Here is a 16,019-nt window from a genome sequence, read left to right as displayed (position 1 = left end):
TGATTATAAAGGGTTCACATTGTGGCAACAGAAACACTCGGCGCGCTAAATCCTGTAACTGCGATCGCATTGGTCGGCGCGATCGGGGTGGGGTCTCAATGGATCGCATGGCGGCTGCGGATGCCCGCCATCGTGCTGATGCTGGTGGCCGGCATCCTGATCGGGCCGGTTCTGGGCATCTTCGACCCCGCACGGGATATCGGGCCGTTGATGGGGCCGATGATCTCTATCGCCGTGGCGATTATCCTGTTCGAGGGCGGTCTGTCGCTGAACTTTCACACGCTGCAGGACGCGGTCGGCGGTGTACGCCGGCTGGTCTATATCGGCGCGCCCCTTGGCTGGCTGATGTCGGCGCTGTCGCTGCATTATGTGGCGGGGCTCAGCTGGTCCAGCTCTGCCGTCTTTGGCGGGATCATGATCGTGACCGGCCCCACGGTGATCGCGCCGCTGTTGCGCACCGCGCGGCTGTCGCGCCGCCCTGCCACCCTGCTGCAATGGGAGGCGATCCTGAACGACCCCATTGGCGCGCTGGCCGCCGTACTGGCCTTCGAGGTCGTCATCGCGCTGAACACCGCCACCACCGCGTCCGAGGCGATGCTGGAGCTGTTTATCGGTGCCGCCGTTGCCACGGCCGCTGGTGTCGCTGCGGGGATCGGCCTGTCGCGCGCCTTCAAACGCGGCTGGGTGCCCGAGTATATGAAGGTGCCCGTGCTCTTTGCCCTGCTGCTGGGGGTCTTTGCCGCGTCCGATGCCGTGCTGCATGAAAGCGGGCTGCTGGCGGTGACCATCATGGGGATCGTGATCGCGAACTCCAAACTGCCCAGCTACGAGGAAATGCGCCGCTTTAAGGAACATGCCACCGTGCTGCTGGTGTCGGGCGTGTTCATCCTCCTGGCCGCAGGGCTGGATGTAGAGGCGCTTGGCAATCTTGACTGGCGCGCGGCAGCCTTTGTTGCTGTGGTGGTGCTTGTCGCACGGCCTGTGACGGTGTTTATCTCGCTCGTCGGGTCGGGCATCCCGTTCCGAGAAAAACTACTGGTGGCCCTGACCGGACCGCGCGGCGTCGTGCTGGTCGCGGTCGCAGGTCTGTTTGGCGAACGCCTGCTCAGCCTCGGGTTCGAGGACGCCGCCCTGATCGCGCCGCTTGCCTTTGCGCTTGTGGCGGTGACCGTGGTGGTCAACGGCTTCACCCTCGCCCCCTTTGCACGGCTTTTGGGGCTGACCGGTGCGGACACGCCCGGCGTGGTGATCATCGGCGGCTCGGACTGGACCACGCAGCTGGCCGAAGTGCTCAAGAAAGCGAAGATTCCGGTGCTGATGACCGACCCCAACTTCATCCGCCTGCGCAAGGCGCGTGCGGCGGGGATCGATACATTTTCGGGCGATATTCTGTCAGAGGCGGCAGAGCAGCGCGTCGAACTCGTCAGCTATGCCACGCTGATCGCTGCCACGGATAACGACGCTTACAACACGCTGGTCACCACCGACCTGGCACCGGAATTCGGCCGCGAGAATGTGTTTCAGGTGATGCGCGAGAAATCCGAAAGCAGCCGCCACCAACTGCCCCGCACCCTTGGCGGTCGGCCCTTGGGGCTAGAGGCGACCCATGCGGAACTGCGTGATCTGATCGCCCAAGGCTGGCGCTTCCGCAGCACGCGTCTGTCCGAGGAGTTCACGCTGGAAGACTGGCGCGCCGAAAGCCCCGAGGCGCGGCTGCTCGCCCAGATCACCACCAGCGGCGAGATCAAGTTCATGCGCAAGAACGAAGAGTTCAAGGGCGGCGATGGCATCCATGTTATCGCTCTTCGCCCGCCGGAGGAGTGATCAGACCACACCCACCCGCGCAGCATACTATCTGCGCGGGTATTTCAGCTTTGCATTAACCTTAATTGGACCATTTTTTCGCCACACCGGTCAGGCAGGTGCTTCAGTCATGTAGGTAACCAACTGAAAAGGCACATCTATGTTAGTAAGTTCACTTTTCTCTGGCGGCAGCCAGCAGTCTCAGCCCAAAGGGGCCGAGAAACAGAAAGATAAGTCCGAGACCGGTAACACCGAAAAGAACAACGCCAAAGCCAAAGACGAACAGCCGGCCGCGCAAGAGACGCAGCCCACCGCTGAAACTGCCCCTGCGCAGTCGTCTCAGGCCGCCGCCCCTGCGCAGAAAGCGCAAGCCCCTGCTGCGGAGGCTCCGGCCCCCGTCGCCCCAACCCCGGTTGCCACCTCGGACGCCGAAGACAGCGGCATGAGCGAGGCGCAAGCCCGCGCCGCAGCCGAAGCCCGGATCGAAGCCGCACAGGCCCGCAGCCTGATCGACTCGATCGCGCCGGTCAGCAGCTCGCCCCAGCAGGCCAGCAAATCCTACCTGTCGGCCCTGCTGAAATCGAACGCGCCAACAGAGGCCGCATCAACGGCCAAATCCGCCGCTGAGCCCGTCGCCGACAAGGCCGACAAAGCGCTGAAAGCCGCCGCGTAACCCACGCAGCCCCGCCGCGCCCGAACACCCTTCGGGCGCGGCGCATAGTTCACTGCCAAGACAGACATCAAAACGCAAGCACTGAAGCGCGCGAATTATGTATGATTATCAATAAGTTGAAGTGGTGCGGGTGAAGGGACTCGAACCCCCACGCCATAGGCGCCAGAACCTAAATCTGGTGCGTCTACCAATTCCGCCACACCCGCATTGCGCGTTCACTATCAAAGAAATTTCCCAGTGGCGAGGGGGAAAAACGCGCATGACGTATAGTTTTTCTCCCCTGCCACGCGGGCCTGCACCCGACCGCCGCTAGAGGTCCAGCGCCTTGAAGACGCGGGGGATTTCTTCGACCAGATCTTCGGCGATCAGCCCCGGTCCGAACTGACGCGCGGCCTCTACATGCAGCCAGGTCGCGTATTGCGCCGCCTCGAAAGGCGCGATGCCGCGGGCCAGCAGACCGGTGATCATACCCGACAGCACATCCCCCGCGCCTGCGGTGGCAAGCCACGGGGCCGCGCGATCGCCCGTGCCGTGATGCGCCACGACGCGGCCGTCGGGATGCGCGATCAGCGTGGTCGCCCCCTTATACAGAACAACCGCCCCCGCCTTTTGCGCTGCCATCAGACAGGCCTGCGCCTTATCGGCGTCACCCTCGGATATCTGCTTGAAAAGGCGCGCGAACTCTCCGCCATGAGGGGTCAGCACGCAGTGCGGGCCAAGGTGCTCCCACAGGGTGGGCTCCTGCGCGATCAGGGTCAGCGCATCGGCGTCCAGCACGCAGGGCTTACCGCATTCAAGCACTGCCTGCACCAGCGCCACATGGGCCGGTTTCAGCCCCAAGCCCGGCCCGATGCACATTGCCCGCACGCGTTTGTCACCGGCCAGCTCTGCCAAATCCTCGGGGCCTGTGACGCGCGACAGCATCAAGGCGGTGATCTGCATCGCCACCTCCATCTGCGCGGCGGGTGGTACGGCCAGCGTGACCAGCCCCGCCCCCATCCGCAACGCCGCACGCCCGGACAGCCGCGCCGCACCTGTGCGCCCGGCCCCACCGGTCACGACAATCGCGTGCCCGTGGTCGAACTTATGCCCCTGCCCCTTGGCCAGTTGATCAAAGTCCAGCGTGTCTGCGGTGATGGCAGTCGGTTGCATGGCAGCCCCTTTCTGGTCCGTCTTTTGCCCAAAGATAAACCACCTGCCCAAGCGATAGCCAAGGCTGCCAGCACGTGGATTTTCAAACTGCACATATTTTAATCGCAGCGCACATAAAACAGCCGATGCGCACAAATTTTCGCCTCTTTCGGTGGACTCCATCGCGCGTCTGGTAGACCGTCGGCCCGCACGGTGAGATGACACCGATGTAGACCGAAAATCACCCGTCTGGCAGGGAGGCCTCAGATGAAAAAGATCGAAGCTGTAATCAAGCCGTTCAAGCTTGATGAAGTCAAGGAGGCGCTCCAAGAGGTTGGCGTTCAGGGCCTTAGCGTTATCGAAGTCAAAGGCTTCGGGCGTCAAAAGGGCCATACAGAATTGTACCGTGGCGCTGAATATGTCGTGGATTTTCTGCCCAAGGTAAAAATCGAGATCGTCTTGGACGACGATCAGGTAGACGCCGCCATCGAGGCCATCGTATCGGCCGCGAAGACCGAAAAGATCGGCGACGGCAAAATCTTCGTCAGCCCCATCGAACAAACAATCCGCATCCGTACCGGCGAGACCGGGTCAGACGCGCTTTAATCGAATTTACGAGATTCAAGAAAAGGATATCATCCAATGAGCACCAAGGACTTCCTGAAGAAGATCAAGGACGAGGACATCGAATACGTTGATGTACGTTTCACCGATACACGCGGTAAACTGCAGCACGTGACAATCGTCTCCGATCTTGTTGACGAAGATTTTGTCGAAGAAGGGTTCATGTTTGACGGCTCCTCCATCGCGGGTTGGAAAAGCATCGAAGCCTCCGACATGAAGCTGATGCTCGACACGGACACCGCTTATGTTGATCCGTTCTATGCCGAAAAAACCATCTGCGTGCACTGCTCTGTTGTAGAGCCCGACACAGGCGAAGCCTACGAGCGTGACCCCCGTGGCACCGCGCAAAAAGCCGAAGCCTATCTGAAAGCCTCCGGTATCGGTGATGTGGCCTATATGGGTCCGGAAGCCGAATTCTTCCTGTTCGATAACGTCAAATTCTCGAACTCGATCAACAAGGTATCCTACGAAGTTGATGCGTCCGACGCGTCCTGGAACACCGACACCGACTATGAAATGGGCAACATGGGCCACCGCCCGGGCCTCAAGGGCGGCTACTTCCCCGTGAACCCCACGGACGAAGCACAGGACCTGCGCGCCGAAATGCTGTCGACCATGAAACGTCTTGGCATGAAGGTCGACAAACACCACCACGAAGTGGCGTCCTGCCAGCACGAACTGGGCCTGATCTTCGGCACGCTGACCGAACAGGCGGACGAGCTGCAGAAATACAAATACGTGATCCACAACGTGGCGCACGCCTATGGTAAATCCGCAACCTTCATGCCCAAGCCGATCTATGGCGACAACGGCTCCGGCATGCACGTGAACATGTCGATCTGGAAAGACGGCAAGCCCCTGTTCGCAGGCGACAAATACGCCGACCTGAGCCAGGAAGCGCTGTATTTCATCGGCGGCATCCTGTCCCACGCGAAATCGCTGAACGCCTTCACCAACCCGGCAACCAACAGCTACAAGCGTTTGATCCCCGGTTTCGAAGCCCCCGTTCTACGCGCCTATTCCGCACGCAACCGCTCGGGCTGTGTCCGTATCCCATGGACCGAATCCCCCAAGGCAAAACGCGTAGAGGCCCGCTTCCCCGATCCGGCGGCAAACCCCTACCTGTGCTTTGCCGCGCTGCTGATGGCCGGCCTTGACGGGATCAAGAACAAGATCGATCCGGGCGAAGCCATGGATAAGAACCTGTATGATCTGCCCGCCGAAGAACTGGCCGATATCCCGACCGTTTCCGGTTCCCTGCGCGAAGCGCTGGAAGAGCTGCAGTCGGATATGGATTACCTGCTGGCCGGTGACGTCTTCACCAAAGACCAGATCGAAGGCTATATCGAACTCAAGATGGAAGAAGTGCACAAATACGAGCACACACCCCACCCTGTTGAATTCGGCATGTACTACAGCTGCTAAACGCGGTCCCCACCCGGACGGGTGGCCAGACCAACAGCAAAGGGCGTCCCTATCGGGGCGCCCTTTCGCTTGGAATGCGTCTTGCTATTTGAAGTTCGAAACAGCTGAGCTAGAGTCAGCCGAAGTTTAATATAGTCAGAGGTTATTTCATGCGCCCCACCAAACGTCTTGCCACGGCACTTATGCTTTCTTTGGGCTTCGCCGCCCCAGTTGCAGCGGCCCAATGTGGCAACAACGCGGGAGGCTTCGACGCCTGGAAACCCGCCTTCGCGAAAGAGGCCGCCGCCGCGGGTGTCGGTCAACGGGGGCTCGATGCACTGGCCAACGCGCGCTATGCCAGCAGCACCATCGCCGCCGACCGCAACCAGAAATCCTTCAACTATTCGCTCGATAAGTTCATGCAGGTGCGCGGTGCCGATACGATCGTCGCCCAAGGCCGCAAGCGCAAGGCCCGCAATGCAAGCTTCTACCAGTCACTCGAAGCGCGCTACGGCGTGCCAGCGGGGGTGATCATCGCGATCCACGGGATGGAAACCGCCTTTGGTGGCTTCATGGGCGATACCTCGGTGGTGTCTGCAATCACAACGCTGACCTATGACTGCCGCCGCTCCGATTTCTTTGCCCCCCACGCCATCGGCGCGCTGAAACTGGTTGATACCGGCGCGATCAATGGCGGCACCAAAGGCGCAAAACATGGCGAGCTTGGCCACACTCAGTTCCTGCCCGGCAATGCCCTGCGCTATGGGGTGGACGGTAACGGCGACGGCCGCGTTGATTTCTACAACCAGACCGATGCGCTGGCCTCGACCGCGAACTTCCTGCGTCAGAAAGGCTGGCAACCCGGTGCCGGCTATCAGGAAGGGCAAACCAACTTCAATGTGATCAAACAGTGGAACGCTGCCGGCGTGTACCAGAAAGCCATCGCCATCATGGCCGCCCGCATCGACGGCTAACCCGCTCGAAAATAAAAACAACCGCCACGCGCGCGCCGGTTCTGCGACGCGCGCGTTTTGCTTCCAAATGGCTGAAAATCCTCGCCGAAGGCATTAGCGGCTTGCCACCCGCACCGCCCCATTGCAATTGCAGCACCCAAGCGCCATATAGCCCCCAGAGGGAAAGGCCCCTGCCGTCCGCATATCGGTGAAGTCCTTGATCAAGAACACACCTTCAATCTCGCGGATTGACGGGCAACGCGGACCCCCTTCGACTTTTGCGAGAGCAGGAGTGTTATGATGACAACCCAAAACCATCCCACCGCCGTACCTTCGGCTGATGTGCTGAAATCCCAAGCCAAACGCTTGCGCGCGGACCTTGCAGCCCAAGGCACAGCAATGTCCCATGCGGCGACGCTGGAAATGGTGGCCCACCAATGGGGCGCGCGCGACTGGAACACGCTGAGCGCCCAGGCCGCGGCCCCTGCGCAGGGCTGGACGCCCGGGGACCGCGTGCAGGGCCGCTATCTAGGCCATCCCTTTACCGGCGTGGTCAAGGCGGCGCGGCTATCGGGCAGTGGCATGTGGTCGCTGACCTTGCGCTTTGACACGGCCATTGACGTTGTGACCTCGCCCCTGTTCAGCAATATGCGGCGGCAGATCAATGCGGTGGTCGATGCGCAGGGGGTCTCCCCGCGCAAGACCTCTGACGGGCAGCCGCATCTGGTTCTGACCTAGCGTCATCAATCCCGAACCATCGCGCCTGTCCGGGTCCGCTCAGGCAGGCGCATCTCCGTCGCGCACCACATAGGTGTGGATCGTAAAGACCACCGCGTCGCTTTCGGGCAGACGCAGGATGCACTGCCGCTCTGACCGGATAAAGGGCATGTCGCTGCCTGTCTCGCGCCGCCGCGGCTGGTGCAGATCCGCATCCGCATAGCGCAGCTTGTTGAACCGCCATAGGGGCCGCCCTGCCCGCACGCCGTCAAACAGACGTTGCACACGCCGCGCGATATCGGCGTCATATTCCTCGACCGGGGCGTGAATGCCCGTCAGGGGTTGCTCTATCTTATCCGCCAGACGCCAATTCGCCGGAAAGCACAGTGCCGCAGCGGTCAGCACATGTTCATCGCCACGCTTTTGCAGGATGCAGAGGTCTTCTTGCACCAGATGCGCCAGCGTCCACAGCGGTTGCGACCGGTCCAGCGTGACCTTGCGCCCGTCGGGGCAAACCACCGCATCAGCCCCGAGGGTGAAACCGAAACGCGGCAGAAGGGCCAGCGCCTCTGACAACAGCTCTGCCGCGGCGGGTCTGGCGACCTCGCTTTGGTAGAAAACAGCCTCGGGTCGGTCCGCCAGCAGCGCTTCGCGGTAGACCATCTGCGGCGCGTAGGCTTCGTCCATCAGCAACCAGTCCTCCGCCCCGCAAGGCCCCGTGCCCGGCAATCCGGGCGTGCCGGTCTGCGCATCCGGTAGTCTGGTTTGCAATATCACGGGCATGAGGTCTCCTTTTTGGTCAGCGGATGAGGGCCAGCCGGGGGGGGGGGCACCCGGTGCGAAGCCGGCGGTGTGGCGCACAGGCCCGCTGCCGGGGCGCAGCCTGCTAAGGGCCATGCCTTCGGCGAGGATTTATGGCCATTTGGAAGCGGCTGTCAGTTCTTCAGAGCGTCTTGCAGCGCCGGCAGGAAGCGTTGTTCGTAGTCACTGCCGACCAGTGGACCGGCGTAGCGGAACAGAACCGTGCCGTCGCCCGCGATGATGAACGTCTCTGGCGGGGCGGTGACGCCCCAGTTGATGGCGGTGCGCCCCTGCGGGTCAAAGGCGACGCCTTCGAAGGGGTTGCCATCATTGGTCAGGTAGCTGGTTGCGGGGCCTATCGTGTCTTTGAAGTTCACCCCGATGATCGACAGCCCCTGCGCCTGCATATCAAGCAGCTGCGGATGTTCGGCGCGGCAGGGCGGGCACCAGCTGGCCCAGAAGTTGACCAGCGTCACCTCGCCATTGGTCAGCACATCCGGTGCCGCGGCGGGAAACCCTTCCAGCGGTTTTTCCGGCAGCGCGGGGGCCATCTGCCCCACCAGCGTCGAGGGCAGCCCTTCGGGATCGGGGCGGAACATGCCAAAGGCGGCAAGCGCCACGAAACCGGCGAAGACCAGCGGTGGCGCGATCATGAGCGGAGAGATTTTAGCCATCTTTACGGGCCTCTATATCAGCAAGTGTGGCGCGGGCCTTGCGCCCTTTGTTCAAGCTCAGCCCCACCAGCCCCGCCAGCAGCAGCAGCGACACCCCATAGGCGGCCAGTACTTCGGCGGCGTATTTCCCAAGTTCCGGCATCATGCACCCCTTTCGCTGCGCGCCAGCAGCGCGCGGGCGCGGCGCAGGCGGATTTCGGTCCCTGTGCGGTACAGGACCAGCGCCAGAAACAGCAGGCCAAAGCCGACCATACTGATCAGCAGCGGGTAGAAAAACACATCCGACACGGTACGACCGCCGGTAGCCAGCGGGACAGAGGTGCCTTGATGCAGCCCCTGATTCCAGAACTTGACCGCATAGCGCGACAGCACCGCAAAGACCGAGCCTACCAGACACAGGACCGAGGTCAGGTCTGCCGCGGTATCGGGGTCCTCGACCGCTTCCCACAGGGCGATATAGCCGAGGTAGAAGAGGAACAGGATCAGAAAGGACGTCAGCCGTGGATCCCATGCCCACCAGGTTCCCCACATGGGCTGCCCCCAGATCGCACCGGTGATCAGCGCGATCACTGTCATGGTGACGCCCACAGGGGCCGCCGCCTTGGCCGCGAGGGCGCTGACGTGATGCCGCCGGATCAACCAGACCAGCGAGGCCACCAGCATCATGAACCACGCGTTGATCGCCATCAGCGCGGCGGGTACATGCAGGTAGATGATCTTGACCGTCGATCCTTGACGGTAATCATCCGGCGTGCCGAAAAAGCCCCAGCCCAGACCGACGATCAGACACAGCGCCGCCCCCCCCCAGACATAGGGTTGTACGCGGGCCGAGAGGCCTAAAAATTTCACCGGATTGGCGTATTCCCATAAAGACATGGCGGGGTTCTATCGCTCCGTTTCCTGGCACTCAATGGTCAAAAGCGCGCACTCACCTTAAGGTCATCCGCAGCACCGCGGCAGAGGCGAAGGGCATGAGCGCGATGGTGCCAAAGGTGATGCCAGCCAGCAGGGTCAGCGGGGTCGTGGTATCCAGCCCCATTGCGCCGCGGCGCGCGGCCTCTGCCCCGAAGATCAGCGTCGGCACGTATAGCGGCAGCACCAGCAGCGACATCAGCAGCCCGCCGCGTTTAATGCCCACGGTCAGCGCCGCGCCAAAGGTGCCGATCACCGACAGCGCGGGCGTGCCCAGACCCAGCGAGGCCACCAGCCACAGATACCCCGTGGGCGCGAGGTTCAGCATCACCCCCAACACAGGTGCTGCAAGCACCAGCGGCAGCCCGGTCGTCACCCAGTGGGACAGTGCCTTGACGCTCAACGCCGCCTCAAGCGGCAGCGGTGCCGTGGCCAGCAGGTCCAGCGTGCCATCCTCGTAATCCAGCGCAAGCAGCCGGTCGAGCGAGAGCAGGCAGGCCAGCAGCGCCCCCAGCCAAAGCACACCGGGCGCGATGGTCCCCAACAGATCGGGGTGCGGCCCGACCGAGAAGGGCACCAGTACGGTGACAATCAGGAAGAACGCCAGCCCGAGGCCAAAGCCCCCGCCCGCCCGAAAGGCAAGCATCAGGTCCCGGCGCAGCAAGGCGATCACAGGAAAGCCTCGTCACTGGCACCGCTGCGCAGTGATGGTTTGGCGCGAAACGGGGTGATATCAAAGCTATGCGCTTTCAGGCCAAGGTCGATATGGGTGGCGATCAGCGCCATGCCGCCTGCCCCCAGATGCGCCGTCACCGCCGCGGCGAAAAGCCCAACGGCGGCGGCGTCCAGCGACACGGTCGGCTCGTCCAGCACCCAGATGGGCCGCCCCGTGACCATCAACCGCGCCAGCCCCAAGCGCCGCTTTTGCCCCGCCGACAAGGTGCCTGCCAGCCGGTCTTGCAGCGGCTCGAGGTCATAGGCGGTCAATGCGTCAGAGATATCGCGCTGCCCGAAGACCTGTGCCCAGAATGTGAGGTTTTCGCGCACGCTCAGCATCGCTTTCAGCCCGTCGGCGTGCCCGGCGTAGGCGATGGTTTCCTCTGCCCCGTCGATCTGCCCCGACAAGGGCGGTTGCAGCCCCGCGATGCAGCGCAGTAGCGTGGTCTTGCCCGCCCCGTTCGGCCCTCGCAGGATCAAGGCAGCCCCCGGTTCAATCGCAAAAGACACCCCGTCCAGCACGGGCACACCGCCGCGCGCGACGGCAAGGTCGGTGACACGCAGGGTCATATCAGACGGGGATCATCGCCAAGGCGATGCGACGGCCTTCGCTGAGCAGGACGTTATAGGTCCGCGCCGCGGCGGGGGACGACATGACATCAACCCCGATGCCCGCGTCTTCAAGCGTGCTGCGCAGGTCGGCCGGGATATGCGCAATCTCGGCCCCGGTGCCGATGAACAGGATGTCGATCTTGCCCGCCAGCGCCAGCAGCGGTGCGTGATCGTCAAAGCCTTGCCACGCAGAAACCCCAGAGGTGCCCGCGATCACCGGCCCTTCGAACACCGTGCCGCCAATGCGGAAGAAACCAGGGCCATAGCCTTCGACGGGTTTGGCATCCGAATACACGACCTCGTTCAAACGCATGATGTTCTCCTTCTCGCGGGGGCTGCGCGATCATAGCGGATCACGCGCGGACAATACAGATCAACTGGCGGTGAAATGGGGCGCGCCCTATGGGCAAAGCGTCGCGCCGGAGGCGGGCGCGGAACGGTGCTGCCAGCAAGGGGTGCCCTGCTGGCAGCGAAATATATTACGCGTCGATGTTGGCGTATTGGCCGGTATTGTTGTTGTCTTTCTTGGACCAGTCGCGTTTGACGCCCAGAAACAGCACGACGTTCTTGGCCACATAGACCGAAGAATAGGTGCCCACAACAACGCCCCATGTGATCGCGAAGACAAAGCCACGGATCACATCGCCGCCCAGAACCAGCAGCGCGATGAGCGCGAGCAAGGTGGTGCCCGATGTCATCAAGGTCCGGCTCAGGGTCTCATTGACGCTGAGGTTCATGATCTCGCGCAGGTCGCGTTTCTTGTATTTGCGCAGGTTTTCACGCAGGCGGTCAAAGATCACCACGGTGTCGTTGATCGAATAGCCGATGATGGTCAGGATCGCCGCGATCACCGCCAGATCGAACCGGATCTGCAGGGCCGAGAAGACGCCGATGGTCAGCACCACATCATGAAACAGCGCCGCGACCGCCCCGACAGAGAACTGCCATTCGAACCTGAGCCAGATGTAGATCAGGATCGCCCCGAGGGAGGCAGCAACCGCCAGAAACGCGGTCTGGATCAGCTCGCCCGACACTTTGGGGCCAACAGATTCGACCGAGGTGAAGACGATGTTCGGGGCCACGGTTTTCAACGCTTCCTCGACATTCTGGATCATCTCGGGGGATGCGGCCTCTTCGCCCTCCTGGGCCTGGATGCGGACCATCGCGACATGTTTGGTGCTGTCGCTGGCAGGGTCAAACACCTCTGAGATGGACACATCGCCAAGCTCTAGCGGATCCAGCGCCGTGCGGTAGGCCGCCACGTCCACGGCTGCGTCACTTTGCGTGCGCAGGGTCGTCCCGCCTCGGAAGTCGATGCCGTAGTTCAGGCCCATGGTGAACCACACGGCCAAGGCCAGCAGCACCGCCACACAGGACGCCCCAAAGGTCAGCTTGGCGTGTTTGAAGAAGTCGATATTCGTATCGTCGGAGATCAGTCTCAGCCGCATGGTGCGCGTTCCTATACCGTGATTGTCTTGGGACGGCGGCGTTCAAACCAGAACACCACGATCAGACGTGTGACGAAATACGCCGTAAAGACCGACGTGACGATGCCAAGCCCCAGCGTCACCGCGAACCCGCGCACAGGGCCGGAGCCAAGCACAAAGAGGATCGTTGCAATGATGAAGGTGGTGATGTTGGCGTCCAGAATGGCGCTAAGCGCGCGTTCATAGCCAAGGCTGATGGCGCGGGCCGGTCCCTTTGCGGTCTTGAGCTCTTCGCGGATGCGTTCAAAGATCAGCACGTTGGCGTCCACCGCCATACCCACTGTCAGAACGATCCCCGCGATACCGGGCAGGGTCAGCGTGGCACCAATCAGGCTCAGCAAGCCAAAGATCATGCCGACGTTGATGATCAGCGCGATATTGGCAAACAGCCCGAAAAGCCCGTAGCTGGCCCACATAAAGAACAGCACCGCGCCAAAGGCGACGCTGGTCGCGATCTTGCCCGCGTCAATGCTGTCTTGCCCCAGTTCCGGCCCGATGGTGCGTTCCTCGACAAAGGTCAGACCCGCGGGCAAGGCCCCTGCCCGCAGCAAGACGGCCAGATTGGTGGATTCCTCGACCGTGAAGTTACCGGTGATGATGCCCGACCCGCCGGGGATCGCGCTTTGGATGGTGGGGGCGCTGATGACCTCGTCATCCAGCACAATGGCGAAAGGCGCGCCGATGTTCTCTGCCGTGTAGGTGCCGAACTTGCGCGCGCCGGTGGTGTCAAAGCGGAAGCTGACAGCGGGGCGGCCGTTCTGGTCAAAGCTGGGCTGCGCATCGACCAGCTGTTCGCCGGTCACGACGGGCGCGGTTTCGATGATGTAGAAGACACCGGGCGCTTCGGCGTCGGGCAAAAGCGAATTGCCCAGACCCGGTGCCGCGTTTTCGTTGGCACCACGGTTCACCACGGGGTTAAACGTCAGCTGCGCCGTGGTCCCGATGATCGCTTTCAGCTCTGCGGCCGACCCGATGCCGGGCACCTGAATAAGGATACGGTCCGAACCCTGACGCTGGATCGTGGGCTCGCGTGTGCCCACCTCGTCGATGCGGCGGCGGATGATTTCCAGCGACTGCTGCATCGTGCGCTCGTCCGTGGCCTGTTTCTCGGCATCGGTCAGCGTGATGGTGATGATGTCATTGGCACCGTTTACCACGATGTCGTTCTGCCCTGTGCCGGTCAGCGACTGCACGGGGCGGGCCAAGGCACGGGTCGCCTCTAAAGCTTGTGCCATGACAGAGGCATCGTTGATGCGCACGCGCAGCTCGCCCTTGGGGGCGTCAACGCGGCGGACCGGCGTGATCGAGCGTAACGCATCGCGGACCTCGGGCCAGGCGGCCTCCATCCGGTTGGCGTAAACGTCTTCGACATTCACTTCGGCCAGCAAATGGGCCCCGCCGCGCAGATCGAGGCCAAGGTTGACCAGACGTTCCGGCATCCACTCGGGCCAAAGCGCCTTTTGCGCCTCAAGCTCGGGGGTGGCGCCAGCAACGCTGATCGCCTTGACCGCATCATTGTGCTGTTCGACGGGTCCGTAGAACGCATTGGGCAGCGCCAGCCACAGGCCAGCGGCACAGGTGAGGATGATCAACACCCGTTTCCACAGATCAATCTGAAGCATGGTACTGCCCTTTTCTCGACACGCCCGAAGAGGCGCTTACTTGGCTGGTTCGGTCTTGGAGACGACGGTGGCGATGGTCGATTGCACAACGCGCACTTTGACGTTGTCGGCCAGTTCGACTTCCAGCTCGCCGTCATCTTTGACTTTGACGACTTTGCCGATCAGACCGCCAGCGGTGACCACTTGATCGCCACGACGCAGACCGTCCACCATTGCCTTATGCTCTTTCACCTTCTTTTGCTGAGGGCGGATAAGCAGAAAATACATGATCGCGAAGATCAGGATCAGGGGTACAAATTGCTGAATGGCTTCCATGGAGGTCGTCCTTTGTGTTGGGCGCATGCCGCAAACGGCCTGCCGTCTAAGTTTGGCGGAACCTATGGTCAGACGCGGGGCTTTGCAAGGTGGGTTCCGGGGGGAAATGGCGCCGCCCGGTGTCGCAGCCTGCAATAAGCTGTTTGGGCAAGCATCCAAGGGCGCGATCCCCCCCCGCGTATCCACATCTGGCACCGCGATCCACAATCGGGCATAACGCGCGCAACGCAGATCATGCGACTCGGACGACAAAGGAACAGCCCATGCACGACATCAAAGCCATCCGTGAAAACCCCGATGCTTTCGACGCCGCCCTCGCACGGCGCGGCGACACCCCTGTAAGCGCGCAGGTACTGGCACTGGACGAGGCACGGCGGGCCAAGATTTCAGCAGCGGAAACCGCGCAGGCCGAGCAGAACAAAGCCTCCAAACTGGTGGGCGCGGCCAAGGCCAAGGGCGACGAGGCCGAATTCGAACGTCTGCGCACATTGGTCAGCGACAAGAAGGCCGAAGTCACCGCCATGCAGGCAGAGGCCAAGGATCTGGACGCGCAGTTGACCGACATGCTGGCGCGCATCCCCAACCTGCCCGCCGATGATGCCCCAGATGGCGCGGACGAGGCTGACAATGTCGAAGTGAACCGCTGGGGCGATGTGCCGGCGTTTGATTTCAAGGCGAAAGAGCATTTCGAGATCGCCAGCGTCGCGGCGTCAATGGATTTCGAAACCGCCGCCAAAACTTCCGGCGCGCGCTTTGTGATGCTTAAAGGGGCCGTGGCGCGGATTCACCGTGCGCTGGCGCAATTCATGATCGACACCCATGTCGATGAAAACGGGCTGACCGAACATATGACCCCCGTGCTGGTGCGCGACGAGGCGATGTATGGCACCGACAAGCTGCCCAAATTCGGCGACGACAGCTATCAGACCACAAACGGCTGGTGGCTGATCCCCACCTCCGAAGTGACGCTGACCTATTCGGTCGCCGGTGACGTGCTGGAAGAGGCCGCCCTGCCCCGCCGGATGACCGCCCACACCCTGTGCTTCCGCTCCGAGGCGGGCAGCGCGGGCCGCGACACCTCGGGCATGCTGCGCCAGCACCAGTTCGAGAAGGTCGAGATGGTATCGGTCACCCACCCCGATCAATCGGATGACGAACAAAAGCGTATGCTGCGCTGTGCCGAAGACATGCTGGAACGTCTGGGCGTGCCGTACCGCACCGTGATCCTGTGCACCGGTGACATGGGATTTGGCGCGCGCCGGACCTTTGACATCGAGGCCTGGCTCCCCGGTCAGAACGCCTACCGCGAGATAAGCTCTGTTTCGACCACGGGGGATTTTCAGGCGCGGCGGATGAACGCACGGTTCAAACCCGCAGATGGCGGCAAACCGCAGTTCGTGCACACGTTGAACGGGTCCGGTCTGGCCGTCGGGCGCTGCCTGATCGCGGTGCTGGAAAACGGCCAGCAGGCCGATGGGTCGGTCAAACTGCCCGACGTGCTGACCCCCTATCTGGGCGGCAAGACCACTTTGGGCATCGACGGCACGCTCAGCTGATTGAACGCCGGGATCATC

General features: G+C 62.2%; 18 protein-coding genes and 1 tRNA gene. 7 read left to right on the top strand and 12 right to left on the bottom strand.

Going from position 1 to position 16,019, the window contains the following annotated elements:
• The first annotated feature begins 21 nt into the window (after positions 1–21).
• The gene (locus AB1495_RS11805; protein ID WP_037962839.1) at positions 22–1,824 is read left to right on the top strand and encodes a sodium:proton antiporter; all 1,803 of its coding nucleotides are present in this window, start codon (positions 22–24) and stop codon (positions 1,822–1,824) included.
• Between the two features lie 139 nt (positions 1,825–1,963).
• Positions 1,964–2,476, top strand: coding sequence for a hypothetical protein (locus AB1495_RS11800; RefSeq protein WP_074635152.1), 513 nt, complete (start codon positions 1,964–1,966; stop codon positions 2,474–2,476).
• A 122-nt stretch (positions 2,477–2,598) separates the two neighbouring features.
• On the opposite strand, the gene AB1495_RS11795 is transcribed toward AB1495_RS11800, so the two are convergent.
• Positions 2,599–2,682 (bottom strand) — tRNA-Leu (locus AB1495_RS11795).
• Positions 2,683–2,785: 103 nt separating this feature from the next.
• The gene (locus tag AB1495_RS11790) at positions 2,786–3,628 is read right to left on the bottom strand and encodes an NAD(P)H-hydrate dehydratase (protein ID WP_074635153.1); all 843 of its coding nucleotides are present in this window, start codon (positions 3,626–3,628) and stop codon (positions 2,786–2,788) included.
• Between the two features lie 246 nt (positions 3,629–3,874).
• Here AB1495_RS11790 and AB1495_RS11785 point away from each other — a divergent pair, with 246 nt between their 5' ends.
• From AB1495_RS11785 to AB1495_RS11770, 4 genes are all read left to right on the top strand, one after another.
• On the top strand, positions 3,875–4,213 hold the full coding sequence (locus AB1495_RS11785; protein WP_005852659.1) for a P-II family nitrogen regulator: 339 nt from the start codon (positions 3,875–3,877) through the stop codon (positions 4,211–4,213).
• A 36-nt stretch (positions 4,214–4,249) separates the two neighbouring features.
• Positions 4,250–5,656 carry a type I glutamate--ammonia ligase gene (glnA, locus tag AB1495_RS11780; RefSeq protein WP_005852657.1) on the top strand — a complete coding sequence of 469 codons (1,407 nt, stop codon included), beginning with the start codon at positions 4,250–4,252 and terminating at the stop codon, positions 5,654–5,656.
• Between the two features lie 149 nt (positions 5,657–5,805).
• Positions 5,806–6,609, top strand: coding sequence for a lytic transglycosylase domain-containing protein (locus tag AB1495_RS11775; protein ID WP_005852656.1), 804 nt, complete (start codon positions 5,806–5,808; stop codon positions 6,607–6,609).
• A 279-nt stretch (positions 6,610–6,888) separates the two neighbouring features.
• Positions 6,889–7,326, top strand: coding sequence for a glyoxalase superfamily protein (locus AB1495_RS11770; RefSeq protein WP_244268859.1), 438 nt, complete (start codon positions 6,889–6,891; stop codon positions 7,324–7,326).
• Positions 7,327–7,365: 39 nt separating this feature from the next.
• Here AB1495_RS11770 and AB1495_RS11765 read toward each other — a convergent pair whose 3' ends face one another.
• The 10 genes from AB1495_RS11765 to yajC all read right to left on the bottom strand — a co-directional run bounded on the left by AB1495_RS11765 (position 7,366) and on the right by yajC (position 14,445).
• Positions 7,366–8,088, bottom strand: a complete 723-nt coding sequence (locus AB1495_RS11765; protein ID WP_074635155.1) for a DUF3445 domain-containing protein — start codon at positions 8,086–8,088, stop codon at positions 7,366–7,368.
• 152 nt (positions 8,089–8,240) lie between these two features.
• The gene (locus tag AB1495_RS11760) at positions 8,241–8,780 is read right to left on the bottom strand and encodes a DsbE family thiol:disulfide interchange protein (protein WP_005852653.1); all 540 of its coding nucleotides are present in this window, start codon (positions 8,778–8,780) and stop codon (positions 8,241–8,243) included.
• Positions 8,773–8,925 (bottom strand): heme exporter protein CcmD, encoded by a 153-nt coding sequence (gene ccmD / locus AB1495_RS11755; RefSeq protein WP_009826661.1) that lies wholly within the window; start codon positions 8,923–8,925, stop codon positions 8,773–8,775. Before ccmD ends, AB1495_RS11760 begins: the two co-directional genes overlap by 8 nt.
• Positions 8,922–9,656: a heme ABC transporter permease gene (locus AB1495_RS11750; RefSeq protein ID WP_005852651.1), complete on the bottom strand. Its 735-nt coding sequence runs from the start codon at positions 9,654–9,656 to the stop codon at positions 8,922–8,924. Before AB1495_RS11750 ends, ccmD begins: the two co-directional genes overlap by 4 nt.
• A gap of 52 nt (positions 9,657–9,708) precedes the next feature.
• Positions 9,709–10,365 carry a heme exporter protein CcmB gene (gene ccmB, locus AB1495_RS11745; protein ID WP_074635156.1) on the bottom strand — a complete coding sequence of 219 codons (657 nt, stop codon included), beginning with the start codon at positions 10,363–10,365 and terminating at the stop codon, positions 9,709–9,711.
• Positions 10,362–10,979, bottom strand: coding sequence for a heme ABC exporter ATP-binding protein CcmA (ccmA, locus tag AB1495_RS11740; RefSeq protein WP_074635157.1), 618 nt, complete (start codon positions 10,977–10,979; stop codon positions 10,362–10,364). The genes ccmB and ccmA overlap by 4 nt, the downstream gene beginning before the upstream one ends.
• Position 10,980: 1 nt before the next feature.
• A complete protein-coding gene (locus AB1495_RS11735) occupies positions 10,981–11,334 on the bottom strand; it encodes an Mth938-like domain-containing protein (protein WP_005852646.1) in 354 nt (117 codons plus the stop codon).
• Positions 11,335–11,500: 166 nt separating this feature from the next.
• Entirely contained in the window at positions 11,501–12,469 is a 969-nt protein-coding gene (gene secF / locus AB1495_RS11730) for a protein translocase subunit SecF (protein ID WP_074635158.1), read from the bottom strand.
• Between the two features lie 11 nt (positions 12,470–12,480).
• Positions 12,481–14,130, bottom strand: coding sequence for a protein translocase subunit SecD (gene secD / locus AB1495_RS11725; protein ID WP_074635159.1), 1,650 nt, complete (start codon positions 14,128–14,130; stop codon positions 12,481–12,483).
• 36 nt (positions 14,131–14,166) lie between these two features.
• The gene (gene yajC / locus AB1495_RS11720) at positions 14,167–14,445 is read right to left on the bottom strand and encodes a preprotein translocase subunit YajC (protein ID WP_005852640.1); all 279 of its coding nucleotides are present in this window, start codon (positions 14,443–14,445) and stop codon (positions 14,167–14,169) included.
• Positions 14,446–14,708: 263 nt separating this feature from the next.
• Here yajC and serS point away from each other — a divergent pair, with 263 nt between their 5' ends.
• The gene (gene serS, locus AB1495_RS11715; RefSeq protein ID WP_074635160.1) at positions 14,709–16,001 is read left to right on the top strand and encodes a serine--tRNA ligase; all 1,293 of its coding nucleotides are present in this window, start codon (positions 14,709–14,711) and stop codon (positions 15,999–16,001) included.
• Positions 16,002–16,019 lie beyond the last annotated feature (18 nt).

Source organism: Sulfitobacter pontiacus, assembly GCF_040790665.1.
GTDB lineage: Bacteria > Pseudomonadota > Alphaproteobacteria > Rhodobacterales > Rhodobacteraceae > Sulfitobacter > Sulfitobacter pontiacus.
Note: the sequence above shows the minus strand (reverse complement) of the source record. Positions and strands in the feature narration are given on the sequence as shown.